Source organism: Fervidicoccaceae archaeon, assembly GCA_038878695.1.
In the GTDB taxonomy this organism is placed as follows: domain Archaea; phylum Thermoproteota; class Thermoprotei_A; order Sulfolobales; family Fervidicoccaceae; genus JAVZVD01.
In genome coordinates this window covers 291,900-316,124 of record JAVZVD010000001.1, presented here as the reverse complement: position 1 = coordinate 316,124, position 24,225 = coordinate 291,900, and the positions used below count along the sequence as shown (strand labels likewise).

Genomic DNA, 24,225 nt, shown 5'->3' with positions numbered 1-24,225 from the left:
CTAATATGAGTTTGCGTAGCCCGAGTTGAGCTGAGGAGGGAGTTCTATTGAGTCGAGCCAGCTCACGAGAGACCCTAGGAGTGATGCATCAAAGCTCTGTGCCTCCGCCTTCCGCGAGGGACCTACTCGAGGAGGCGAGGAGGCTCGGGCTCAGAGCCTTCTACATGAGGCCGCAGGAGCTGGCTGCGTGCGTCTCTGGCGAGGAGCCTTCCTTAATTAGGAGGGGGGAGCTTCTTCGCCTCGATGTGCTGCTCGTTAGAGGGCTCGGGCATCCTCTCAGTGTCGAGCAGTTAGCCTACAGATTAAGCTTACTGAGGCACATCGAGTTACAAGGAACGCTGGTGACGAATAGCAGCCTCTCCATAGAGCTCGCGAGGAACAAATTTCTTGCTCTGCTCAAATTGAGAGAAGCCGGGGTCCCCGTTCCCCCCACTCTGATCACGGAAAGTCTCCCGCTCGCTCTGAGATTCGTGGAGAAGTGGGGCAGCGTCGTAGTGAAGCCCGTAATAGGAAGCATGGGGCGCGGCGTGATTTTGCTCAGGGATCCCGACATCGCGTATGCTGTCTTCAGACAGCTCCTCACGTGGTCTCAACCTCTAATGCTCCAGAAGTACTACGAGAAAATCGGCAACAGGGATCTTCGTGTCCTGGTTATAAATGGAGAGCCTTATGTGGCGTACTACAGGGTTGCGAGAGAGGGGAGCTTTAAGACTAACGTAGCGCAGGGCGCGAAGATCGAGCCCGCTGGGTCAAGCTTTGGAGACTTAGGCGAGTTGGCGATCAGAGCGGCGAAAGCGCTCGGCCTATTCTACGCCGGAGTCGATATAATGGAAACGAGCGAGGGGAGCTTCGTATTAGAGGTAAATGCTTCGCCCAATTGGAAAGGCGCCAAGATTCTCGGCTATAACCCGGCAGCTAAGCTCATAGAGGAGCTGATAAAAGCTCGCAGAAGGTGAATTCGAGCTACTCGAGCCCTGCCATCACAAAGCTTAAGTCAAGGTAGAAGTCTCGATCCTGTAGAAGAGCTCGCGCCCCACGCGCCAATAGTCACACTTGATCCTCTCGAGGAAGCTCCTCTCTATCGAGGCCTCCTCGACCACCGAGATCACGACCTCTCGCGAGACCTCGGCGAGTCTTTTCACGGCATTCGCGACCTGCTCTTCGATGTGCGAACCCAACAATACCGTCAGCGCGAAAGAGGAGTCAAAACACGCCGGCCTGAAGGGGAGAGCCGATATGCTGGCTCTAACTACGTCGGCCTTCCAGGAGGAAATAGATCGCTCTAAGCCCTTTAGGAGCATCTTCTCGCTGAGGTCTGCTCCGACGTAATACTCAATTTGTTCGCTCAAACCAGCTCTCTGAGCGAATTCCCACAGGAGGAGCGTTCCGCAGCCTGCATCAAGTAACCTGCCCCTGAAAGCCGACGAAATTCTGCGAGCCACCGAGAAATATTTAACTAGCTGCTCCTCGCCGTAGAGCTCCTCGTAGCTCTCCGCTAAATTGTCGTAGTACTCGGCAATCATCGACTCGCCCTGATCCGAGGGCACCTTACCTAAGTCCTCATGGCAAGGAAATGGGGATCGGGGTAAAAGCTTATTTTAAGCGGCGAACTTGAGATTTCGCAGCATCCGGATATCGCAAGGGAGCGAGGTTGAAGTCTATCTCGAAAGAGCGCCAAGAGAAAGAGAGCGAGACCGCGCACGCCGCTTCAGGCTCCAAGAAATCAGCGCCGCCTCTGAAATACCTAAGAGATGCGCGTGGCAGGAGCGTCCTCGTGAAGCTGAAGGACGGGGGAGAATTCGTCGGCGTGTTAGACTTCTCGGACAACACTATGAACGTGATACTCAAGGACTGTCTCGAGCTCAGAGAATCCAATAATGAGCCTAAGGCCAGACATGGAACTATACTTATCAGAGGGAGCAATATACTATTTATCAGCTTAAATTATACCGCGTGAGCAGAGCAGAGCAAAGCCTTGATGCGGTTCAATACCGCGCAAGCGCAAGTCAAGCACGCGCGGTGAGGGGAGTGAATCCCAAGGAATTCATCAGCGTTGAGGAGGTCGCGTGGCCTCCTCCAGACAAAATGGAGGTCGAACTCGTCGAGAGAAAGGGTCTAGGTCATCCAGACTACATGGCGGACTCCGCCTCGGAGGAAGCCAGCCTCGCCCTCTGTAGATATTATCTCTCGAACTACGGGAGAATCCTGCATCACAACCTTGACAAGACCCTAGTGGTCGGGGGGCAATCCGAGCCGAAATTCGGCGGAGGTGAGCTGAAGCAGCCGATATACATCATCGTGGCTGGCAGAGCCACCACGGAGGTGATCTCAGAGACTGGGCGCGAGCAGGTGCCCGTGGGGCCGCTCATATTGAGAGCCGTTAAAGATTGGATCAGTAGAAACATGCGATTCCTCGATCCCGAAGAGCACGTGATCGTTGATTACAAAGTCGGGAGAGGAAGCGCCGACTTGCGCGGAATATTCGAGGCGGGAGATTCGATCCCGCTAGCCAACGACACAAGCTTCGGCTCCGGCTTCTATCCTCTGACAACGCTGGAGAGACTAGTTTACGAGACTGAGCGCATGTTGAACAGTAGGAGCTTCAAGCAGAAGATCCCAGAGCTGGGCGAAGACGTGAAAGTCATGGGCCTCAGGCGCGGGCGTAAAATAAAGCTCACCATAGCTGGTGCTCTCATAAGCCTCCTAGTCGACGATATTCAGCACTACATCAGCGTGAAGGAGCAAGTTGTCAGCTCGGTGCTCGATCTAGCCGCTAAGCTTGCTGGAGACTACGATGTAGAGGTCTATATGAACACCGGAGATATCATAGAACGCGGCATAGTCTACTTGACGGTGACGGGGACTAGCGCCGAGCACGGAGACGATGGGGCCACCGGTCGAGGAAATAGAGTAAACGGCCTCAATACACCGCTGAGACCGATGAGCCTCGAGGCTGCCGCAGGAAAGAATCCCGTGAACCACGTGGGCAAGATCTATAACGTGCTGGCTCAGAACGCGAGCAAGAAAATCTACGAAGAGACGGGAGAGCGTTGGGGCGTGCTGGTTCAAATTTTGAGCCAAATAGGGAGACCTATTAACAGGCCTCTGATCGCAGCCGTGAAGTTCCTGACATCGCCCGGCTCGATTAGCAACGAGGTAAGGTCTGCTGCCGAAGCGATAATGCTCGAGGAGTTGGATAATATCGCAAAGTACACCAAGATGATCGTGGAGGGGAGCGTTCAGCTATTTTAGCAGTTTTTATCGTAGTGTATCACTTCATTGTCTCGCTACGTCGCCGCGCTAGTCTTCACCGGGAGCGCTCTCTTGGGGTGCCTTCTCGGCCAGCCTGAGCTTTAAGCTCTTGATCCGCAGCATAGCCTCCCGCCTCAGCCTCTCTAGTGCTTCGAGGTCTCCACCTCGTGATTCGTATGCTTCCTTGACAATCTTCTCTACGATGTAATATCGCTTGTACTTCTCATTGAGCTCGCGCCATTTGATGCCGGAAAGCTTCTCGGCCACCTCCTCATCGAAGGGGAGGATCCCTCTGAGCATCATGAACGCTATCAACGGGTAGCCCACGTAGCCTCGGAGGAGCGTGCCGTTGTCGGTGGAGTAAGCGAGGCCCTGTTCCAGGTCCAAATATATCTCGTAGATCCTCGTTCCATCGGAAGATGAGACCCTGGCTCGCTTCTCGTCAATGATCTTGACTCTTCCATCGGCTATGGCCGAGAGCGCCTCAAGCACTTTGATGGGTGGAGGAGGAGCGAGTGTTCTCGTCGATGATCCTGACGCGCCGAGCATCTCTCCTCATCATTATTTAAATGATTTCGAATAGCACGCCTTTAAAATGGCGAGAAGCAGGAGTCGCCGCGGCGACTAGGATTTCTCCGAGCGCTCTCTCTCGAACTTAACGCTCAAAAGGCCTTCGGCGCTCACCCTCAACGGGAGCTCCTGTGAGGGTCGTCCTTGCGTACAGCGGAGGACTCGATACAACCGTATCCGTGGCTCTGCTCAGAGAGAGGCTCGAAGCCGAGGTGATAACCGTCACGGTAAACGTGGGGCAGAGAGAGGACTTCCACGAGATAGAGAGCAGAGCGTATGCGGCCGGGGCTTCGAAGCATTACACGATCGATGGGGTAGCCGAGTTCGCGGAGAAATACATCTTGCCCTGTATAATGCTGAACTGCTGCTACGAGGAGAAGTATCCCCTCGGCACGGCGCTCGCTCGCCCATTCATAGCTAAGGTATTAGCCGAGGTTGCTAGACTTGAGGGGGCCGACGCGGTCGCGCACGGTTCCACCAGCAAGGGAAACGATCAGGTCAGATTTGACTTAACGCTCATGGTGGAAGCCCCTGGAGCTAAGATACTAACTCCCGTTAGGATGTGGAGATTAACGCGTGATTGGGAAATAGAGTATGCTAAGAAGAGAGGTTTGCCCATTAAGGTCGATCCAAGCAAGAAGTACAGCGTCGATGAAAATCTATGGTCGAGGAGCGTAGAGGGCGGGCCCATAGACGACGAGTCTCTCCCTCCACCGGAGGACGCCTTCGAGTGGACGATATCTCCCGAGAAGGCGCCAAACGACCCTCTCGCTATTGAGCTCGAATTCGCGCAAGGAAGACCCATCGCGCTAAACGGCGAGAGGCTCGCGCTACACGAGCTAATAGCTCGTCTAAACTTCGAAGCCGGGCGCCACGCCATAGGTAGGATCGATATGATAGAGAATAGGCTCGTGGGACTCAAATCGAGGGAGATCTACGAGGCTCCCGCCGCAACAGTATTACTCACGGCGCACAAAGAACTCGAGAAGCTTGTCCTGACGCCTCGTGAGTACAGGCTCAAGAGGACGCTGGACTTCGAGTGGAGCGACCTAGTATATCAGGGTCTGTGGTACGAGCCAGCACGCTCTGTTATACAAAAGATGGCGGAGGAAATGAACTCCTACGTCACGGGGCGAGTCAGTCTCAGGGCCTATAAGGGGGCCCTCTCCGTGGTGGGGAGAGAGAGTCCCTACTCGCTTTACTCGAAGACCAAGGCGGACTACGAGAGGGGATGGTTCCCGTCGGAGGAGGAGGCCGTAGGCTTCATAAAAATCTGGGGCATGCACAGCATCGACGCCTACCTCAAGAGGAGAGCTGTCGGCCTATGAGGAGGTATAGAGAAGCTGCGCTCGGCTTGGGCGATGAATTTGTCACTAAGTACACGAGCAGCGTGGTCGTCGACGAGGAAATTCGCGAAGAAGTCGTGCAGATCATGCTAGCTCACGTCATACACTTGATAGAGCTCGGACTGATCCCGATCGACCCTGGCAGGAGATTGGTGTCCGCTCTCCTAGAGTTGCTCGAAGACCCGAACAGGCTGAGACTTGAGAACATGATAGTTGAGGATGTACACGAGGCTCTCGAGGTTCTCCTCGGAGAGAAGGTGAGAGAAGCGGCGGGCTACGCCCCTCTCGGGAGGAGCAGGAACGACCACGTAGCAGCAGCTCTGAGACTCAGACTAGCCAAGAGGACGTTGAAGCTCCTTCGCCGTGTACTCTCGTTGCGTGAGACGTTGGTGAGGACTTCCGAAAGATTCCTCGACACACCGTTCCCTCTTCATACTCACTTCCAACCAGCGCAGATCTCGACGTACGGGCATTATCTCCTCGCACTCGAGGAGGAGCTGAGAGATCTCAGCGAGTTAGCGCTAATCGATTTAAAGTACGTCTTGAGGAGCCCCTTGGGAGCCGCAGCTGGCGCTGGAACCTCTGTACCGATAGAAAGGGATGCGCTCGCTAGCTCGCTCGGCTTCGAAGGCGTGATCGATAACACGCTTTACTCCACGAGCTCGCGTGGCTTCGTGTTGAGGATCCTTCATGACCTAGCTTCTCTAGCCGTGCTCTATAGCAGAGTAGCCACGGACTTCTATCTATGGAGCAATCCCGCACTATCTCTCATCGAACTCCCGAGTCACCACGTCCAGACTAGCAGTATCATGCCTCACAAGAGAAACCCGGCGAGTGTCGAAGTAATGAGAGCGAGGTGCATAGAGGTGCTCGTCAAGCCTCTCCTCGCCTCAATGATAGAAGCCAAGCTCCCCACGGGATATAGCTTGGATCTGCAGGAGATCACGAAGCATGTATGGGAGGCATTCGATTTACTCGAGGAAGCCACGACGGTGTTAGAAGACCTCGTGGGTCGGGCCGAGCCGAACAGAGCCGCGATCGAGGTCTATCTGAGGTCGTTTTATTGCGGACTTGTCGAGGCCGCGGAGCTCGCTTCCATGCGCCTCGGTCTTCCCTTCAGGGAACTACACGCCAAGATAGCCTCGCTGCTAAGAAAACACGGGTGGGACTGTTCGAAAGTCCTCGAGGCGCTTGGCTCGGAGCTCGGGATGGAGCTCTCCGGCCTAGCCGACCCAGTCTGGGTGCTCTCTCTCAGGAGCTCGCTCGGCTCGCCTTCGCCAGCGGCGCTGCGAGATTCTCTGTCGAGAGCGCGAGAGGCTCTCTCTTTACACGAGATGCGAGCGAGGGAGTTCGAGAAGAGGCTCGAGGAATCGGTCGAGGGGCTCAAGAGGCGAGCGAGGGAGCTCGCGCGAGGGAGTGCGAGTTGATGAGCGTTGACTCTCCCGGGAAGGCACTCGACATCATGTTAGTTGTTGACGTCGTGAGAGCGGAGGAGAAGCTGATCTGGAGAGCTCTTCTACAGGAGGGGCTCAAGGTCGCCGTGGTCAATGTCAATCAGACGCCTCTGAGCTCGGAGGAATGCAGAGCACGGGCGGCTCTAATAAGACCCGTCAGCATGTACAAGGCCACGTACTCCGCCGCTGTCCTCGAGTCGGGAGGTTGCATCTCGATAAACTCAAGCTCCTCGATACTCACATGTGGCGATAAGATTCTCACTTACTCGCGTCTCAAGCGCAGCGGAATCCCAGTGGTAGAATCTATCATTGCAATGCACAGCAACGCCGCTCTCCGAGCTCTCCTCTCAATGAAGAAGCCTCTCGTCGATAAGCCCCCTATAGGTAGCTGGGGCAGGATGGTCTCGCTCATTCGAGATAACAACGATGCCAAGACCGTGGTGGAACACCGCGAGATGCTCCACTGCACGCAGGAGAAGGTCCATGTTATACAGAACTTCATAGATACGGGTGGCGAGGATGTCAGATGCATCGTGGTGGGCGGGGAATGCGTAGGCTGCATAAAGCGCATAGCTGGTCGAGAGGAGTGGAGAGCTAACGTGGCTCTAGGCGGCACGGTTGAGCCCCTAAGCGGCACGGAGGGGCTCGAGCTTCTCTCGGAGCTCTCGATCAAAGCAACGGAGGCCGTGGGGGCCTTCTACGCAGCCGTCGATATTTTGCGTTCAAAGAGCGAGGGGCCTCTGCTCGTCAATGAGGTAAATGGGGTCCCCGAGTTCAAGGGGTTCATGAGAGCTACGGGGATCAACGTAGGAAATATACTAGTAAAAAAGATATTAGAGTTTATAAGGAAATAATTTCGTCTCTTCTCGAGGATGCCCTCTTTGAGGAGATATATAGCAGTCTGTATGACCGGGGCCAGCGGTCTGATATACGGTATCAGGCTCGTTGATCAACTTTTGGCTAGGACCGACCGCGAACTGGCCGTGGTCTATAGCCGTGGGGCAAGGCGCGTGGCCGAGCTCGAGCTCGGAAAGGACCTAGCAATTCTGCTCAGAGAGCTCGTCAAGGGGCGTGAAGATAGAGTCGCGATCTACGATGAGAACGACTGGTTGAGTCCTTTGGCGAGCAGTAGCACCGTCCCGGAGGCCGTTGTAGTAGCTCCTTGTAGTCTCAGGACTCTCTCCGACATTGCCCGCGGCTCGCCGAGGAACGTAATAGTTAGAGCTGCGCATTCCGCCATCAGGCTCAGGAGGCCTCTAGTGCTGGTGGTACGAGAGACTCCACTAACCGCCGCGGACATAGAGAATATGTTGAGAGTATCGCTCATGGGAGCTGTGGTGTTGCCGGCCTCTCCCGCCTTCTATTATGGGCCCAAGTCTATTGACGACATCGTCTACTTCGTTGTGGGCAAGGTGTTAGACGTCCTCGGCCTGGAGCACGACCTATACCCCAAATGGGCTTCTCGTTCACGCGAGAGCTCGAGCTCAAACTTTATGCCTTGAGAGAGCGAGACGCTACACGCCCCGCCGCCAGAGAGAGCTTCTTTGAGACCCGATAGAAGCGGGACCGTGAGAAGGAGTGTGGGCGGCGGGGCACACGAGAGCTTGCCCGAGCCTTCTTCTTCATCACTCTGGGAGCACGACGCTACCGGTGACTTCTCCTCGGAGCACTTTGGCGATGTTCTCTGGGTCGCTCCCATCGACCACGTACATCGTTATACGCGCTCTCCGCAATATGTCGAGAGCCAAGGCGTCTATGAGCTCGTAGGTCCCGGCGAGCGTCCTTCTATCATTGAGTAACCTGCTCAACTCGGACGCTTTAATCGTTCTCAGGAGCCTCGCGTCTCGGTGCTTTTCGGGGTCCTTATCGTAGACGCCGCCTGCTCTACTCGCGTTTACCAAGACTTTAGCTCCAGCCGTCTCGGCGGCTATCGCAGCAACCGCGCCGGTCGACTGACCTGGTTGGAGGCCTCCCATAACTATTATCCTCTCGAGCGGGTCCTCAAGCTGTTCTATCAATTGCTCGATCGAGCTTGGGGGTCTCTGTAGAGCTACCCTCCCTATGGTCGATGCTAGGAGTCTGGCGTTTAGGCGCGTGACCTCTATACCGAGCACATCGAGTGCTGCCTCGCTCAGCCCTAAGGCTCTCCCAGCCTCTATGTACGTCCTGGCTATCTTGCCTCCGCCCACAACGACAATAGGTCTATACCCTTCGTCCCAGAGCCTCCTAAGCGTCTCCGCATATTTGGCCACGCTGCCTGGCTGATCGGGCTGCACATATCTACCGCTTATCTTGATAGCCACCCTCACTTTCCCGATCATCGCGTGCTCCCTACTCAAAGGTGCGCTCACGATCCTTCACCCCTTAAAAGGCCCGGGCGTTCTTTATTGCTTGCTTTTACACGTGTTATCGAACACCTTGTTTGGGATCTCCTCGTCGAAGCGCGTGAGCGCAAAATTTTATTCGGGTCTCTCGAGCGTCGAGGCCTCTGCCGCCGTTATAGGCTCCTCCTCGACCTTTCTCAACTGAGACCTATACATCTCAACGAGTTCCCTACACGTGGTAGCGTCCTCGGCCCTTTTATCATCGCGCCAACGTAGAAATCTCGGAAACCTGATGCTTATACCAGTTCCCTCTCCCACGCGGTCCCGCCCGCAAGTGTGCGTAGGGCTTAGCGTGAGCTCAGCCCCGATTATCTCGGCCACGAGGACAGGCTCGACCCAAACGTCGGGGACCAAGTCGCTTACGACGCGTGGAGGCTTCTCGCGGACTATATAGGGGCCTAGCACGCTCTCCATCCTAGCTAAGTCTTCATCGGTGAAGCCTGTACCGACCTTGCAGACGGTCTTATAAACGTCTTCCTCGGCATCGTAAGCGGCCATTAGGAGCGTGCTAAGCTTACCCGCCCTCTTGCCACGCCCGTAGAACGCCCCGACGACTACGAGATCGACTGTGTCTATCATCTCGCTCCTATAATCTCTCTTGTATTTAATCCAGAGCCAGCCTCTGCTCCCCGCCTGGTAGACGCTTTTCGCATGAACGGCCTTCACCATCACACCCTCAGCGCCGCTTTCTACTGCTTTCATGAAGAATCTCTCGAGCTCTTCTGCGTTCTCCACAACGATGTACTCCGAGAGCTTGACGCTCTCGCTCTCGCGCACTATGCTCTCCAAGATCTCCCTGCGCTCTGGGAGAGGCCTCGTCGTGAGGTCCTGGCCATCGCAGTATATCGCGTCGAATAGGAACAGTTTCACGGGGACCTCCTTCATTGCTCTCTGAACATCGTGTTTTCTCTTCCTCGTCATGAGCTGTTGGAAGGGCCTCATGTCACCGGTCTCGGGGTCCACGGCTACTATTTCCCCCTCCACTATGGCTTCTTTACACACTAAGGCCTCACGTACTGCCTCTACTACATCGGGGAACATGCCCGTTATGTTCTCCATCCTTCGCGAGAATAAGATTACAGACCCGTCGCTGCTTTTGTGTATCTGCGCTCTCTCGCCATCGTATTTGAGCTCGACGAAGGCTCTACCGCCTACCTTACTCAACATTTCTTTAGGATCTTTGTGCCTCTCGGCGAGCATCGGCTTTACAGGCACGCCCACCTGTGGCGTTACAGCTAGTAGAGCCTCGATCCCCCGCTCTACAAGCAACTTGGCCACGGCCCCCAAGTCGGCCCTCAGATTATAAGCTCTCTCAATGATCGCCGGATCAGAGCCCCCGGCGTAAGCGAGAGCCAGAGCGTCGATTATCGTCATATCGCCAACTCCCACCCTATGTCGCCCTTCAACGAATCTAACGATGAATCTAGCCTCGATGGGTTCCGAATCCTTTAGGAGCCCAGCTAACAACCTCAGCTTAAGATCCCTGCTTCCCTCCCCCTGAGCTAGGGCGATCCTCGCCAGAATATCGTAGACCCTGGCGACGTCGAGCTTCGCTCTAGCCGCCGACTCGATAAATGCCGCTAAGCCCCTAGCCGTGGTCGAGGGCTTCATTCGCATGAGCTGCTCCGTCACTTTACCGAGATCGCCCTCTCGCTTATAGAACTCCACAACCTGTTGCTCCTTGATGTTCAGCGCGAGCGATATCGCCTTAATTATAAGCTTCTCGCCGAGGCCGAGCTCCGGGAGCCCTCTCCACTCGGGCCACAGCTTACCTTGTAGGAAGTACACGACTTTATCGATGAGAGGAGCGGGCGTTTTCCTGAAGAGCTCGACGAGGATGTTTGTAGAGGCTATCCTCGACGAGGTCTTCTCTAACATATCGAGGGTCTCTGCTATGAGCTTGAAGTCCAATGTCCCACCAGAGCAACTATATGGTGGAGGTAGAATCAAAAAAAGCTCCCCCTTTGGCCGTAGAGCTGAGACGTGTCCGTCTTCGACGCGACGTGTCGCTCTGACAGCACCACGAAGTCACGATGGCCTGTGGTGAATGGTTTATATTATTGCCCTCTACGAGACAGTCTACTGCTGATAGCGCGATTGAGACCGCGAGGGCGAATAGAGGGCCGCAGAGGCTCGTGATGAGAGCCGGCAAGGATGACGCTGATGCGGATGAATGATCAGAGTTATTCTGAAGTTGTTCGCAAGATCCTCTCCTCCACGTCGCCTCCGGGCTCTTTTTCCGCGAAGATGCGACCAGTGAAGTAGTACACCTCGACCTCGCGTCTCTTCCAACAATCTGCTCTCATACCGGCCTTAAGGCACGTATACGAGAGGAATGTCTCGGCATCCCAGCCGTGCTCTACTGGGACCTGGGGCAAGAGAAGGCCCGAAAATATTCCGTGCTTCACGACTAGCCCCATTCGACCGACCTCAACTTTTTTGGGTCTCTCTTCCGGCTCACCGGGCAGAATGGAGAGTCTAGATAAAACTGTCACCTCGAACACCGAGAGAGGCAGCTCGCTGAACTTGAGAGGAGGGAACCTAGGATCCTCGAAGGCCGCGGCAAGGGCCGCCTCTGTTACCGCATCTTCGAGAGGCCTCGCGGGCTCCACAAACCCCACGCAGCCCCTCAACTCTTTCCCCCGCTTACTCAACTTCTCTATGGTGACGAAAGCCGCCCCGGGCCTTCGCAATTTCTCTGGCCCGCGCTCGAGTTTAGGCCTCTCCCCTAGGAAAAATCGCTCCACGACCTGTCTAGCTACTTTAACGAGGTACGCGCCCTCCTCGAGTGTGAGTTCCTCTGGGTCGAGAGGTCTCTCGACCAATTCGGCTTCTCTCTCACTCTTCCCCACCTTTCGGCATTAAATTCTTAGATCGACCCGGGGAGCCTCGTATCGCCTCCTCTCGCGTCTCAGATGAAATGAGCGCCTAGAGGGGTGGCTCGATACGAAGATTTTATTCCGTGCACATCGGAAGCGCGCGTAGAAGGGGGGTCTCCAATGGATCGACGAGATAAGGTTCTCGTCGTAGATTTCGGAGGACAATACTCTCACCTCATAGCCAGGAGGATCAGAGAGCTCGGAGTTTACAGCGAAATAGTGCCTCTGAGGGACCTATCGAGAGAGCTCGTTGAGGAATTGAAGCCCAAAGGTATCATTCTCTCTGGTGGGCCCTCGAGCGTTCTCGAGGAAGACTCTCCAAAGGCTCCTGGGTGGATCCTGGAACTAGGAGTCCCAATTCTCGGCATATGCTACGGGCACCAGCTCCTGGCACAGATGCTTGGAGGCTCGGTGGCTAGAGGTAGAGGTGAGTACGGAAGAACCAGAGTGAGGTTAGTCGCGATGGATCCTCTGCTGAAAGGTCTCGAGGAGGTGGAAGAGGTCTGGATGAGTCACCGCGATTACGTCGAGAAGGTTCCCACCAATGCGGGGATCCTGGCCGTATCCGTGGATACGGGATACGTGGCAGCGTTCAGGTTAAAAGATAGGCCTGTATACGGTCTCCAGTTTCACCCCGAGGTTTCCCATACCAGAAGAGGCAAGACCATATTGGACAACTTCCTTCAGATCACGGGCGCGGAGAGGAGCTGGAGAGCCGGCGACATGGTGGAGAGGATAATTAGAGAGATACGCGAGACCGTAGGCGACGATGGGAAAGTCTTGTGCGCCGTGAGCGGTGGCGTGGACTCGACAGTTACGGCCGTACTCATCAAGAGAGCCTTGGGAGATAGGCTCGTCGCTGTCTTCGTAAATCACGGCCTGATGAGAGAGGGCGAAGTCGAGGAGGTCATTAACAACCTCAAAAGCGTCGGGATAGAGCCCCTCTACGTCGACGCGTCCGAGCTCTTTGTGAGGTCTCTAGAGGGAGTATCGGACGCGGAGGAGAAGAGGAAAATCATCGGAAAGCTATTCGCTGACGTATTCAGGAAGATCATAGAGAGAGACCCCAGCATAAAGTGGTTAGCTCAAGGTACGACTTACCCCGATATTGTAGAGAGCGGTTCAAGGCCTCACTCGGCTAAGATAAAGACGCACCACAACGTGGGGGGTCTGCCTAGCGATCTAGGCTTGAAGCTGATCGAGCCCTTAAGAGAATTTTACAAAGACGAGGTAAGGGAGATCGGCAGATCTATCGGCATTCCAGAGGAAATTTTGAGGAGACATCCCTTCCCAGGGCCCGGCCTCGCGGTCAGGATAATTGGCGAAGTCACTAGAGAGAAGCTAAGCATAGTCAGGAAGGCGTCGTTGATAATAGATGAGGAAATCAAAAAAGCTGGCCTTTACGATAAGCTGTGGCAAGCTTTCCCCGTTTTAACGGAGAGCAGGTGGGTCGGCGTAACCGGTGATTCCAGGAGAGAGGGTTATGTGCTCATCGTAAGGGCTGTCGAGAGCGAAGACGGCATGACGGCCGATTGGGCGAGACTACCCTATGAGGTCTTAGAGAAGATCTCGGTGAGGCTCACAAGCGAGATACCGGAGATAACCATGGTAGCATATGCTGTGACATCTAAACCCCCCTCGACGATAGAAGCTCAGTGATCCCTCTCAGGCGTTCTCTGAAGTCTCTCGGCTTCTTCTAACACGGCTTTTATGGTCCTCCAGTGTCCCCCGGCCCAATAGATATTGCCGCAATTATCGCACTTCAACGCTCCTTTCCCAGGAGTCAAGCCGGCCGCTTTCACTTCATCGATATCGGCTCTTCTAAGAACAGAATTGCAAAGAGGGCATCTACTGTGCTCCGGGTCAATCTTCAACCTGAGCGAGAAAGCCTCAGCCACTTTGCCCAAAGCTCTCGGGAGGCGCGCGGAGTCCTCGGGCTCTAAAAGGAGGACCTTGCAGTCCATGCGTCGAGCCGTAGCCGCCAGGACTCTGTCGCCGGTCACTAGTATTCTGCCCTCGGCTTGGCAGAGCTCCAAGAGTTGGGCGTCCTCTAAATTCGTTGAGTAGACGGTGTCGTAGCCTAGCATCCTCAAGTACCTTGCCAGATTACCCAACATAGCATCAACCGCGAATTTGAGATGGTAGCTCTTCTTGGGATCCGCTGACATATCGACATCTCGGGGAGCATCACGCATAGAGAGCTAACGCTTTGACGAACTCATCGACACCGAGGATCCCAACGGGCTTCGAGCTCTCGACTACGAGCACTCCTCGTGCTCCGCGTTCTACTAAGAGCTTAGCGGCTTCGCTCGCAGGGTCTTCCGGGGAGACCGTTAAGGGCCCCTCGAGCGGGCAATCTTCCACTCGCAGCTCTCGCCTGGCCCTCTTCCTGCTCCTCTCGGGCAATTCCTCATGATAAAACACGAAAGCCCAAGCTATGTCGTCTACGCTGATCAAGCCGACTAGCTCCCCTCTTGGACCATAGACGGGGACTGTATCGAGTCTCTTCTCTATCATGATCCGTCTGAGGTGCACAAGCCTCTCGCCGTACCTCGCGATGTAGATCGCCGGCGACATAAGATCTCGAACGGTTATATCCGTGACTCCTACGAAGAGTCGAGCCAGATCCCTCCTGCTGAGGAGTCTGAGAGGATCGCCGCTCACTAAGAGCGAGATCGCCTTCTTCTCTAACATAATTTTAGCCGCAATCGTGACGGTTTCGCTCTCGCTTATAGTGTGGATGTTGCTACTTACGAAACTCGACACGTGTAGACCTGAGACTGTCGCTAACCTAGTCCTTTCGGTTAGGAGCTTCTCGAGCAGGACCTCGCTTGCGAAGATGCCGAGGGGTTTGCCCTCTTCAACCACGAGGACCACATCGGACTGATTTCTCCGCATAGCCCGAAGAGCCTCGCTCACGCTGTGATCCTTATCTACTACGGGGAATCTATGTCGAGCCAATTCTCCTACCCTCACGGAGGCTTTATTGGCCAGTTGTTGGCTCAGCATCTTAGGAGCCCCGGCTTCTCGTAGTTAACTCGCGACTAGGAGTCTAAGCACGTCGTGCTTCGTAAATAGTCCAACTAGTTCTTCTCCCTTAACGATAGGCAGACATCCCACGCCTTTCTCGATCATTCTCCTAGAAGCATTTCTCGTGTCCTCGTCGAGCAGGGCCGTTATCACGCTCTCGCTCATGAGATCGATCGCTAATGGGATTAGGTAAATTCTGAGTCCACCGGTGCGCCCCTTCTCTAGTGGCGTTTCGCGCTTGAGGTAGCTCGGACCGCTTGTGAACGAGCGGAGGTCTAGAAAGAGGACGTCGCGCTTGGCTATCACGCCAAGCGGCTTGCGCCCTTCAATGACTACAACTTTGTGGTAGGGCTTCTCTTCCATCGCTTCAAGGACCCTATAAATAGAATGGAAAGGTGAGACCGTTGGGGGGGAGCGGTCCGCCACCTCGATAACCTGTTTCACCTCGCCCTCGCCGTCGGCGTAAGCCTTAACGGCGTCGGTCCTTGTGAATATGCCGACTAGTTTCCCTTCTTGGTCCACTACGGGGAGAGTCCCTACGTTGTTCTTCAACATGAGCCTAGCCGCATATCTCACATCCGTCTTCTCGCTCACCGTGATAACTGGTGATGACATGACAGCCTTCGCCGGGATCTCGTCGAATGCTTTGCGCGACAGCGACGGGTTGAGCATAGCGCGGACGAGGTCCGTGGAGGTCAGGACGCCTAAAGGCCTTCCTCGATCCTCTACTACGACGCGATTTATCTTGTAACGCAACATGAGATTTCTAGCGCGAGCCAGGCTCTCACCGGGCGCTATGGCCACCACCGGAGAGCTCATATATTCGCTTACTTTGGAGACCAAACTTTCACCTCAACTTAATAGGGCGTAGAGAGCGTCGCGTGCTGTGATAGCTCCCACCGCCTTGCTGTTCTCGATCACGAGAAGCGCGCCTACGTTGTCCTCGATAATTTTCGAGATAGCTGCTCCTACGTCTTCGCGTGGATCCACCGTCCGTATGCGAGACGAGCTGGCGAGACGCGCTGACTCAATCATGAGGAGCTCCTCTATATAGCCTTTCTTTGTCTCTCGGAAAGCCGCGCGAGACGAAATGTAGCAACAAACCGCATCTGCCTCGAGAATAGATGTAATGTTTCCGGAGGCGTCCGCTAGGAATATCCTACGGAGCCTCGTCCTTGTCATCTTTCTCACTGCCTCGATAAGAGGCGCCGACTCCTCCAGCGTCATTAGCGGGGATATCACTTCAGATACCTTAATGCCAATGACGCTCCCGGCAAGCGGTCTCACAAGATCGTGCTCACTAACTACACCATACACGGCCTCGCTCTTTTTACGTAGTATGGGGATTATGCTTAGGTCTTTTTCTATCAATGTGCGTAGAACTTCGTCTATTGACGCGTCGAGTCTGAGATAGGGGTAATCTAAGTCTGCTATTTCGCTCACAGCGATATTGACCGTGGAATATAGGTCGCTGCCCAGTACGCCGACCACGACATCGTAAAGCTCGCCTCCTCCTAACAAACTCAGGATGTGGTCTACCAAGAGCATGCCCGCATATCTGCCGCCGCGCTCAACTAATACCAAGCTCCTAACTCGATGTTCGCACATACGCTTCGCCGCATCGATCATTTTCATGGTGAGAGTCCCCGTGATCGGGGGAGTTGAGGTCACAAGCTTCAGCTCGGGCATCTTTTCATGGAGTCGACTCGAGAAGCTGGGCTTGCCGTTGCTACGGAGCCATCTATGGGCCTCGAAACGAGGCCTTCTCGGGAGCCCCATAGCCTTACTCACCGAGAGCGAGCGCCTTTATGTTCGCTAACGAAGTGTTCCAAAATGCATCTAGCGACGTCTTCTCTGTCTACCACGCCGATTAACTTCTTGTTGAAGTCCACTACGAAGACCCTACCAATGTCTCTTTCGCACATCAGCTTAGCGGCCTCTAGCATGCTCGAATCCCTCGGTACACATACGGGTGGTGTGCTCATATAGTAGCCCACTAGCGTCCTCCTGGGCGAGGACTCAGATTCTATAACAGGCCTGGCCGAACCCCTTCTAAGCAGATCATATTGAGTGAGCACCCCCACTATTTCACCGTTGGGCTTTACCACGGGGAGCCCGGAGTACCTGTGCTCTCTCATCAATCTCCACGCCTTAGCTACCTCGTCACGTGGCTCGACAACTATGAGGTCCCTCGACATATAGCGCTCCACGGGCTTCTCGAGTATTTGCGACTTGCTAGCGACTACAGCGCAATTGACGCACTCCAGTCCTAGTACTCCAGAGATCTTCTCCCTCTCCGATACTACGGGCGAATACCACTCGTCTGAACGCAGCATTAAATCTAGTGCATCGAGAACCTCATCCTGTGGTCTCAGTGTTATTTTGGGGGGGTTCATCACGTTGTTGGCCTTAGCGTTGCTCCTCGTCGAGCTCACCACGAGCAAGTCGGCTCTATAGATGATTCCTAAAAGTCTTAGCGAGTTCGCGTCGCTCACGACAGGCACGATACGCCAACCTGTCTCTCGCATGAGCGCTCTAATGCGCGTAAGCGTATCGTCGGGGGTGACTGTAGGGAAGCGCGTAAACATATAGGAGGAGACCGGGCCTAAACCTCTCAAAGAGTGCCGCGCCTCCTCCTCTTCGCTCTGATGCGCACGATCTCGAGGAACTGAGGTGCCAACATCAAAATATCGCCCTCTGCTATTATGCCGACGAGCCTGCCGCTCTCGACTACAGGCAGATGTCCCACTCCTTTCTCCTTCATCAAATTAGCCGCTTCCTCTACAGAGGCGTCGGGCTCTATCGTAATAACGGGTCTGCTCATTATCTCCTCGGCCTTCACTGCTTTGGGGTCTAGGCCTCTCGCCAATACACGCCTGATGAGGTCTCTCTCCGTGATTATGCCTAAGACCTCCCTCTTATCACCTACTATCACAACACTACCTATCTCGTTCTCGATCATTATCCGAACTACGTCAGAGACTCTGGCGTCGGGAGAAGCAGTTTTAACATCGACGGTCATGATGTCTCTCACGGTGAGAGCGCTCTCGAACGCTCTGTTCATGAGAAGTCTACCTCTCGGGAAGCGCTTCGCCTAGCTTAGGAGCGGGGATCGCCAACGAATAAGTGACAGCCGCGGTGGCGGGCCCCGGTCTAGCCCCCGAGGTCTGGGCACGCTGAGGCCCCTTTATGCCTTTGCGACGATCCTTCTCCTCCACTGGTTCGGAGTACATGAGCTTCACGTATGCTCTACCATTGGAACACTTGGGGCAGGGGCCTAGGTCCTTTCCAATATAATCCCCGCGAGAGAAGTCACGCGACTCGTTATAGTCACAGTTAGAGCAACCGATCACGACTATAGTCTTGCGTGCCGCGAGCCCCTTAGGAACTTCTGCTCTCTTCATCATGGAATAATACATCAACGTAAGCACCGACGCAAGCATCAGCAACATAAAGATGCTTTGGAAAGCCGGCGGCAACAGACCTCTCTGCTCGTTCCCAAGTTGGAGGAGCGAGGCTAACTCCACTTTGTGCCATCCTCTAATGTCATCATTAACTCAGGGAAGCACATTAAAGTTAAACTATTCCCATGGTGTTGCCTATTCCCACGATTATTACCGAGGAGCCCGGCTGACATCTTCGGACGAGCTCTCGAACGCGCTCCGTGACCGATTGCGCCGCCTGAGCTATCTCCTTACTAATCTCGAGCACAGCCTCTTCCATGCTCATCTTGATCACGATAGCGTGTAGCGGAATGTTGTGAGCAGCGGCGACGCGCTCTATTCTGATCTTCTCGGGGCCCGGGTCTCCTATCGCCGCTCCGACGCCCTCGGCTATGCTCCCCGTCTCTTCTCCCTCGAGCTTGAGCGCCGCGTCGATTGTGATTATCATTCCGATGCTCTGATTCTGTTGAATAAGCATATTGACTAGCTTCTCGACGGCCTCACCCGGATGACCCACGTTGCTATCAGGTCCCTTAGCTTTCACAACGTAGAGCTTTCTGCCCTCGAGCTCCACCTCGGAGAATACCGTGTCCTTGACAAGCTCTTTTCTCTCGGCGAATCTCACTAGATTGAACGCTACTAATGGGCCTATGCCGTCGCCTATAGGCTTACCCTCCATGAAGACGTCGAGAGCCCTTCTGTAGGTCTGAGCTTGGCGTAATATCGTTGGCATCAACATCTCGAGCTGCATGATGAGAACCCAATTATTGGTCTTTTGTCCTGTCAGGAGGAGATGCCTCACGTATTTGAAAATGAAATGCAGTGCGAGGACTATCTCGAGAGACGAGTACGCCAAGCTCCTGAGGCTCTCGTTGATACCTCGCAGGTGCTCTCTAATCACTTCCTCGAGTCTCAGCTCTCTGACTCGCAGTATGTGATCGAGACGCTTGATGATATCTATCGGTTCGATATCGACGGGCTCTATCACGAAATAATCGATGAACTTGTTCGTGAGCTCTTCCGCTCTATCGGCTCCCAAGCTTTTCAAGAAATCTATCACTTTGCTCTTGCCATCTCGAGCCAGGTCCTCGAGTACGGCCAGCTTTGAGCGAATGCTTCTTGACCACATGTAGACCTGGATCCTTTGATTAAAGCCGAAGAGCAGCATAAGAAATACTAACGTGAAGACCAACTGTGACACGGCAGTGACCCAGTCTGTGACCGTAGACGTGGAGGGCACACCTAGTTCAGCTCCGAACGTCACCCGTCGAGCTCGAGTTTATTAGCACACTCAGGGCTTATGAGTTAACCCGAGCTCGTTCGTCGGATTCGAACCAGCTCCTCCGCCTAAAGAAGCTTAAAAAACTTTCATCCGATAGAGAAGGCTAGGCGGGGGTGCCCGAGCCTGGGCTAAGGGGGCGGACTCAAGTTGCTTGGGGGACATCCGCTGGCGCAGGCCGTCCGGGGTTCAAATCCCCGCCCCCGCACCACTTCCGCGAGGAGGCATTGATTGAAGATTCTGCACGTGTCGGACATACACTGCAGCTACGAGGCCCTCGAGGCTCTACTCGAGCGCGTCAGCGGGCTCCCGCTCGACTTAATAACAGTGACAGGAGACGTCGAGTGCAACGAAGAACTCATAGATATTCTGACGAAGCTAGGCCCCTCGCTCGTTTATGTGTCGGGTAATATGGACGACGTAGGCCTTGTCAAAAAATTCGATGAGAGAGGCCTCAGCGTCAATACTAAACTGGTAGAGCTGAAGGGGTACGTCGTTTGCGGAATTGGAGCGCTAGGCTTCAGGGCTTCTCTCGAGGCCTTGTCCCGTAAACTCAGAGAGTACGCTGGTTCTCTCGAAGGGAGGCTAATTGTCCTTTCTCACTTCCCACCTAGAGCCGAGAAGATAGATTTGGCTCTGGGTCGCATCCACGCAGGCTCGAAGGAGTTGCGCCACTTCATAGAGGAGTTCGAGCCCGTTGTCAGCATGCACGGACATATTCACGAGGCTCCAGGTAGTGAATTCATAGGAAAAACGCTCGCAGTAAATGCGGGGCCTCTGAGATACGGTTATTACGCGCTTATCGATGTGGAGAAGAGAAGTGCCGAGATACTGAGGTTATGGGAGAGGATCTAGCGAAAAATAAAAGCTCTGCAGCAACTCAACAGCGGAGGTAACGTTTGAGATGAGCTCCTCCAAAAGGGAGGAGAAAGACAGGACGAAGAAAGGACAGACAAAGACCCCTATCTCTGCTCTTCAGCCTAAAACTGACGTGACACACGCTCTCTTAGATAAGGCCGCAAGTGTCGCGCAGAACATGCGCTACGTTACGCCCTACTCTCTCTCGCAGAAACTCGAGGTGCCTATAAGCGTCAGTAGGAAGCTTCTTCGAGAACTAGCGTCTCGAGGAATAGTAAAACTATATGCTTCAGGTAAACGAGATCCGATATATGTTCCTATTAAGCAACAAAAATAAATAGATGCCTTCATCGTGTCTCAGATGTATCTAAGTATCTACTATATACCCGAGGGAAAACATTTTAAACTAGGCGACAAAATTCGCTCCAGAGAGCAGGGCAAGACAAAAACAGGGTGCGAGACGCCGTGAAGAGGCAGTCGAGGGTGATCTACGAGGACGACGAGATACTCGTAGAAATGGGTCCCCACGACGACGAGATACCGGAGCTCCTGCTCGAGCGCTTTAGGAGCGAGGGTAAGCCCATTGCTTGGCAGAAGCTCCGCGAGTACTTCAGCGCGTCTATAGGCGAGGACAGGCTCAGACGTGCCTTGAGACAGCTGGTTAATGAAGGCAAGATAATCCAGCTGAACAGGAATACGTTCGCTGCTCCTGAAGTCTTGCCCCCCGAACTGTTAGAGGACTTAGAGTACAAGCGCATGTTGCGCGGGCGCTGGGGTTACTATGGAGAATACCGCCGACGTGCTCAAATATATGAAAGTTGAATTAGACTGTTTGTGAGTCTTCTTATATTCTGAACTTTAGAGTTCTAGGAGTAATTCTAATCTGTTGAGCTGGCGAGAGCCTTCTTGTCCAATTTGAACCATATTCTCTAATCTGAGCCCGTACTCGCCTCGACGGTATACGCCGGGCTCCACCGTTATTACCATGTTTTCTTCGAGGACATCTTCGCTGACAGGCGAAAGCGAAGGATGCTCGTGTACCTCGACTCCGATGCCGTGGCCTAAGCCGTGGACGAATAGTTCCTCCATTCCAAACCTAGCCAACATTCGTCTGGCTAAGATGTCTGCCTCTCTTGCTGGCATCCCAGCTCGGATCTCGGCAACGACTTCTTCTACTGTTTGTGCTAGTACTTCTAACATTCGGCGGAACTCGGTGGGTTTTCTACTCAGCAAGATGGTTCTCGTAATATCAGCACAATAGCCTCTATATATTCCGCCGAGATCGATGAGGAGGATCTTGTGACCCATTACTCGCTCGCTCGACGTGGTCGGCGCGTGAGGGTAGGCGGAAACGGGTTCCACTGCTATTATGGGGTCAAAGGCCGAGCCCTCGAGATCGTCTTTCCACATCTTGTACAAAATCGAGCCTTTTAACTCCCCGATTGTCGTGGAGGAGCCTATCTCGCTGAGGACCTCGGCGAGTATCTTCTCGGTCTTCTCCGCTGAGATTCTGATCAGCTCTATTTCCTCTCGTGACTTGACGGCTCTGGCTCTTTTCACTAGATGGTCGATGTTCTCGGCTCTCTCACCTAACAGTTCTCGGAGCTCGCCGCTAACGTGCGATAACGTTGCGCCAATCCGTCGGCGCTTTTCAATCAAGCTCGAGATGAGCTCTCTGTGGTCTTTGGGCTCGAAAAGCTCCAGGTCTCGTAGCTTGACAGCAGATAGCATCTTACCGTAAGCGACCACCTCCGTTCCGCTCCGTTTCGCCGAATTCTCTGCTCTCCAGTACTCGAGAGGAGGGACGTAGAGTCTGCGCGTCTCGGTCTCCGGCTCGTACGCGAGGAAGCCTGGGCCTCGGTAGCCGGTAAAGTAAAACACATTCGCCTCTCCGAATATCAGAATCAGGTCCATTTCCCCTTCTACGAACAGCTCGCTGAGCTTCGTCGAGCCTGGGATTCTCCATTGTTCGCTCATCGCGACGTGCGACCCTCGCAATAAGCTGCTACGGCCTCATGGAGGTTTTACGCCGAAAAATCTCACGATATTGTCCACGTTTAGTTTGTACAGCATCTCATCCGTGATGGAGCTCTGCTCACGCAGCGAGCGGAAATTCTCGGCCATAGCCCACGGCTCTAAAACTGCACCCGGTCTTCTCGGGTCATCGAGGAAATCGCTCTCCGGCATGACTAGCGCTCCTCCGCTCTCGGCGAGCCGCGCTATAGCCTCACGTGTAGCCGGGACGGTAGACCATATGCCTCGACTACTCAACTCCAACGAGAGAGTCGGGCTAGCGTGGTGCACTAAAATGAGATCCATGGACACATTTAATCTACTTATTAGACCGCTTAGATCTTGAGCTGTGAACCCCTTGATGTTCTCGAGGTGGAGCTGAACTTTACAGCCACTATCTCTGGCAAGCTCTAGAGCTCGCTCCAGGAGCTTCTGAGCTATGATTATATTTTCGGGGCGAGCCTTGTAGTGTTGTCGCCCAATTTCGCCAACACCATCTATAACCCCCCTTTCACACAACTTGAAGATCAGCTTCACCGCGTTCTCACAGAGCTCAATGACTTGCCCATATGAGTTAGCAGATTCTAAGGCTCGGTCTATCTCAGCCGGATGGAGGCCGACGAAACATGCCACCTCGACTCCGCTCTCTCGAGCTCTATTACACTCGTTCAAGTGCGTTTCCGCTACCCTGGCGTAGCTCCGGAGAGCTTCGATGGAGTTAAGCCCATAGTACCACGAGGGTAGAGAAACTAGAGCGATAAACCATCCGCCGACCGACTTAAATTTTCTAGCTATACTCGCGGCTCCTAGACCCGAGGCCGGGTTAGAGTGACAATGTGCATCAGCAAAGAGAGAGGTCATGATCAGTCGACCTCGGTGAGGACTCTAGAGAACGAAAGGGGGCAGCTCTTGAGCGGGCTCCTCTTATGTTCGCTCTCTAGCACTCTCCTCCAGAGTCTAGAGACTTCGCCCTCCTCTAGACCGAGAAGTGCCGAGACCTCTCCAATCGACATCTGCTTATCGACGAGCAAGTACAGGGCTGCATCTATAACGTCATAAGATAGGCCCAGCTCCTGTTGAGCTGTCTGCCCCGGCCACAGAGCCGGGGAACTCGGCTTGTCGAGCACTCGATGAGGGAGGCCTAGAACTCTGCCCAGCTGCCTTACTTGAGACTTGTAGAGCGAGAGCAGAGGATAAATGTCGCCGCTTCCATCGCCCCACTTCGTGAAATAGCCTAGAAGGAACTCGCTTCTATTGCTCGTAGCCACCACGAGATAGTTGTTGGCGTTCGCGTAATAGTAGAGACAGACCATCCTCAGCCTGGCCTTCACGTTTCCCCTCGCTTTATCTTCCGAAGTCTCGTAGGTTTTACCGAAGAGTTTGAGGGTTTCCTCCACGAGGCCTGTTATATTTAGCACGAGATAATTGAGACGCAGACTCCTCGCTACTTCGAGAGCATCTTCGACGTCACCGATTGGGCTCTCCTTCTCGGGCATTATGAGAGCGGTCACGTGCTCCGGCCCGACGGCTCGGACTGCGAGCGCGGCTGCCACACTACTATCGAGTCCGCCGCTCAAGCCGATCACGAGCCCGGACGAGCCCGAGGAATCGACGTAGCCTTTGAGACACGACGTTATCTCCTCAATCGCTAGTCTGTAGTTGATCGAACCAATTAACTCCCGAAGGACCGCCGACGAATTGAGCCTCTTTTCCACTC

The 24,225-nt window shown here is 54.2% G+C and carries 26 protein-coding genes and 1 tRNA gene; 11 read left to right on the top strand and 16 right to left on the bottom strand.

Annotated features, from left to right (window positions below; all coding sequences use genetic code 11):
- Nucleotides 1–47 precede the first annotated feature (47 nt).
- Entirely contained in the window at nt 48–956 is a 909-nt protein-coding gene (locus QXU97_01785) for a RimK family alpha-L-glutamate ligase (protein MEM4035337.1), read from the top strand.
- A 33-nt stretch (nt 957–989) separates the two neighbouring features.
- On the opposite strand, the gene QXU97_01780 is transcribed toward QXU97_01785, so the two are convergent.
- Nucleotides 990–1,547, bottom strand: coding sequence for a class I SAM-dependent methyltransferase (locus tag QXU97_01780; protein ID MEM4035336.1), 558 nt, complete (start codon nt 1,545–1,547; stop codon nt 990–992).
- A gap of 104 nt (nt 1,548–1,651) precedes the next feature.
- Here QXU97_01780 and QXU97_01775 point away from each other — a divergent pair, with 104 nt between their 5' ends.
- Together QXU97_01775 and QXU97_01770 are read left to right on the top strand one after the other, a co-directional pair.
- The gene (locus QXU97_01775; GenBank protein MEM4035335.1) at nt 1,652–1,957 is read left to right on the top strand and encodes a U6 snRNA-associated Sm-like protein LSm6; all 306 of its coding nucleotides are present in this window, start codon (nt 1,652–1,654) and stop codon (nt 1,955–1,957) included.
- 71 nt (nt 1,958–2,028) lie between these two features.
- Entirely contained in the window at nt 2,029–3,252 is a 1,224-nt protein-coding gene (locus QXU97_01770) for a methionine adenosyltransferase (GenBank protein MEM4035334.1), read from the top strand.
- Nucleotides 3,253–3,300: 48 nt separating this feature from the next.
- Here QXU97_01770 and QXU97_01765 read toward each other — a convergent pair whose 3' ends face one another.
- Nucleotides 3,301–3,801 carry a hypothetical protein gene (locus QXU97_01765; protein MEM4035333.1) on the bottom strand — a complete coding sequence of 167 codons (501 nt, stop codon included), beginning with the start codon at nt 3,799–3,801 and terminating at the stop codon, nt 3,301–3,303.
- A 152-nt stretch (nt 3,802–3,953) separates the two neighbouring features.
- On the opposite strand from QXU97_01765, the gene QXU97_01760 reads away from it, so the two are divergent.
- From QXU97_01760 to QXU97_01745, 4 genes are read left to right on the top strand one after another with little or no spacing between them, the layout of a single operon-like run.
- Nucleotides 3,954–5,150 carry an argininosuccinate synthase gene (locus QXU97_01760; GenBank protein MEM4035332.1) on the top strand — a complete coding sequence of 399 codons (1,197 nt, stop codon included), beginning with the start codon at nt 3,954–3,956 and terminating at the stop codon, nt 5,148–5,150.
- Nucleotides 5,147–6,595 (top strand): lyase family protein, encoded by a 1,449-nt coding sequence (locus QXU97_01755; protein MEM4035331.1) that lies wholly within the window; start codon nt 5,147–5,149, stop codon nt 6,593–6,595. The genes QXU97_01760 and QXU97_01755 overlap by 4 nt, the downstream gene beginning before the upstream one ends.
- On the top strand, nt 6,595–7,476 hold the full coding sequence (lysX, locus tag QXU97_01750) for a lysine biosynthesis protein LysX (protein ID MEM4035330.1): 882 nt from the start codon (nt 6,595–6,597) through the stop codon (nt 7,474–7,476). The genes QXU97_01755 and lysX overlap by 1 nt, the downstream gene beginning before the upstream one ends.
- A 27-nt stretch (nt 7,477–7,503) precedes the next feature.
- A complete protein-coding gene (locus QXU97_01745) occupies nt 7,504–8,124 on the top strand; it encodes a UbiX family flavin prenyltransferase (GenBank protein ID MEM4035329.1) in 621 nt (206 codons plus the stop codon).
- Between the two features lie 123 nt (nt 8,125–8,247).
- Here QXU97_01745 and pyrH read toward each other — a convergent pair whose 3' ends face one another.
- From pyrH to QXU97_01730, 3 genes are all read right to left on the bottom strand, one after another.
- Nucleotides 8,248–8,961 (bottom strand): UMP kinase, encoded by a 714-nt coding sequence (gene pyrH / locus QXU97_01740; protein MEM4035328.1) that lies wholly within the window; start codon nt 8,959–8,961, stop codon nt 8,248–8,250.
- A 120-nt stretch (nt 8,962–9,081) separates the two neighbouring features.
- A complete protein-coding gene (locus QXU97_01735) occupies nt 9,082–10,917 on the bottom strand; it encodes an ATP-dependent DNA ligase (protein ID MEM4035327.1) in 1,836 nt (611 codons plus the stop codon).
- A 272-nt stretch (nt 10,918–11,189) separates the two neighbouring features.
- Nucleotides 11,190–11,831, bottom strand: coding sequence for a TIGR00296 family protein (locus tag QXU97_01730; GenBank protein ID MEM4035326.1), 642 nt, complete (start codon nt 11,829–11,831; stop codon nt 11,190–11,192).
- Nucleotides 11,832–12,005: 174 nt separating this feature from the next.
- Here QXU97_01730 and guaA point away from each other — a divergent pair, with 174 nt between their 5' ends.
- A complete protein-coding gene (guaA, locus tag QXU97_01725) occupies nt 12,006–13,544 on the top strand; it encodes a glutamine-hydrolyzing GMP synthase (protein MEM4035325.1) in 1,539 nt (512 codons plus the stop codon).
- On the opposite strand, the gene QXU97_01720 is transcribed toward guaA, so the two are convergent.
- From QXU97_01720 to QXU97_01685, 8 genes are read right to left on the bottom strand one after another with little or no spacing between them, the layout of a single operon-like run.
- Nucleotides 13,538–14,053, bottom strand: a complete 516-nt coding sequence (locus QXU97_01720; protein MEM4035324.1) for a Mut7-C RNAse domain-containing protein — start codon at nt 14,051–14,053, stop codon at nt 13,538–13,540. The two genes, guaA and QXU97_01720, sit on opposite strands and share 7 nt — an antisense overlap.
- 19 nt (nt 14,054–14,072) lie before the next feature.
- Nucleotides 14,073–14,894, bottom strand: a complete 822-nt coding sequence (locus QXU97_01715) for a CBS domain-containing protein (protein MEM4035323.1) — start codon at nt 14,892–14,894, stop codon at nt 14,073–14,075.
- Nucleotides 14,895–14,918: 24 nt separating this feature from the next.
- Nucleotides 14,919–15,734, bottom strand: a complete 816-nt coding sequence (locus tag QXU97_01710; protein MEM4035322.1) for a CBS domain-containing protein — start codon at nt 15,732–15,734, stop codon at nt 14,919–14,921.
- Nucleotides 15,735–15,767: 33 nt separating this feature from the next.
- Nucleotides 15,768–16,706, bottom strand: coding sequence for a CBS domain-containing protein (locus tag QXU97_01705; protein ID MEM4035321.1), 939 nt, complete (start codon nt 16,704–16,706; stop codon nt 15,768–15,770).
- Nucleotides 16,703–17,503, bottom strand: a complete 801-nt coding sequence (locus QXU97_01700; GenBank protein ID MEM4035320.1) for a CBS domain-containing protein — start codon at nt 17,501–17,503, stop codon at nt 16,703–16,705. Before QXU97_01700 ends, QXU97_01705 begins: the two co-directional genes overlap by 4 nt.
- A 26-nt stretch (nt 17,504–17,529) precedes the next feature.
- Nucleotides 17,530–17,979 carry a CBS domain-containing protein gene (locus tag QXU97_01695; protein ID MEM4035319.1) on the bottom strand — a complete coding sequence of 150 codons (450 nt, stop codon included), beginning with the start codon at nt 17,977–17,979 and terminating at the stop codon, nt 17,530–17,532.
- A 7-nt stretch (nt 17,980–17,986) separates the two neighbouring features.
- Nucleotides 17,987–18,442 (bottom strand): hypothetical protein, encoded by a 456-nt coding sequence (locus QXU97_01690; protein MEM4035318.1) that lies wholly within the window; start codon nt 18,440–18,442, stop codon nt 17,987–17,989.
- A gap of 49 nt (nt 18,443–18,491) precedes the next feature.
- The gene (locus QXU97_01685; GenBank protein ID MEM4035317.1) at nt 18,492–19,622 is read right to left on the bottom strand and encodes a DUF1512 domain-containing protein; all 1,131 of its coding nucleotides are present in this window, start codon (nt 19,620–19,622) and stop codon (nt 18,492–18,494) included.
- A 125-nt stretch (nt 19,623–19,747) separates the two neighbouring features.
- Here QXU97_01685 and QXU97_01680 point away from each other — a divergent pair.
- The 3 genes from QXU97_01680 to QXU97_01670 all read left to right on the top strand — a co-directional run bounded on the left by QXU97_01680 (nt 19,748) and on the right by QXU97_01670 (nt 21,317).
- Nucleotides 19,748–19,848: transfer RNA gene (locus tag QXU97_01680), tRNA-Leu, on the top strand.
- A 20-nt stretch (nt 19,849–19,868) separates the two neighbouring features.
- A complete protein-coding gene (locus QXU97_01675; protein ID MEM4035316.1) occupies nt 19,869–20,492 on the top strand; it encodes a metallophosphoesterase family protein in 624 nt (207 codons plus the stop codon).
- 468 nt (nt 20,493–20,960) lie between these two features.
- On the top strand, nt 20,961–21,317 hold the full coding sequence (locus tag QXU97_01670) for a hypothetical protein (GenBank protein ID MEM4035315.1): 357 nt from the start codon (nt 20,961–20,963) through the stop codon (nt 21,315–21,317).
- 36 nt (nt 21,318–21,353) lie between these two features.
- Here the strand turns inward: QXU97_01670 and QXU97_01665 are convergent, their stop codons facing one another.
- The 3 genes from QXU97_01665 to QXU97_01655 are packed head-to-tail and all read right to left on the bottom strand — an operon-like array spanning nt 21,354 to nt 24,223.
- Nucleotides 21,354–22,472, bottom strand: coding sequence for a Xaa-Pro peptidase family protein (locus tag QXU97_01665; GenBank protein MEM4035314.1), 1,119 nt, complete (start codon nt 22,470–22,472; stop codon nt 21,354–21,356).
- A 36-nt stretch (nt 22,473–22,508) separates the two neighbouring features.
- Nucleotides 22,509–23,369 carry a TatD family hydrolase gene (locus QXU97_01660; GenBank protein MEM4035313.1) on the bottom strand — a complete coding sequence of 287 codons (861 nt, stop codon included), beginning with the start codon at nt 23,367–23,369 and terminating at the stop codon, nt 22,509–22,511.
- Nucleotides 23,370–23,371: 2 nt separating this feature from the next.
- Nucleotides 23,372–24,223, bottom strand: coding sequence for an NAD+ synthase (locus QXU97_01655; GenBank protein ID MEM4035312.1), 852 nt, complete (start codon nt 24,221–24,223; stop codon nt 23,372–23,374).
- Nucleotides 24,224–24,225 lie beyond the last annotated feature (2 nt).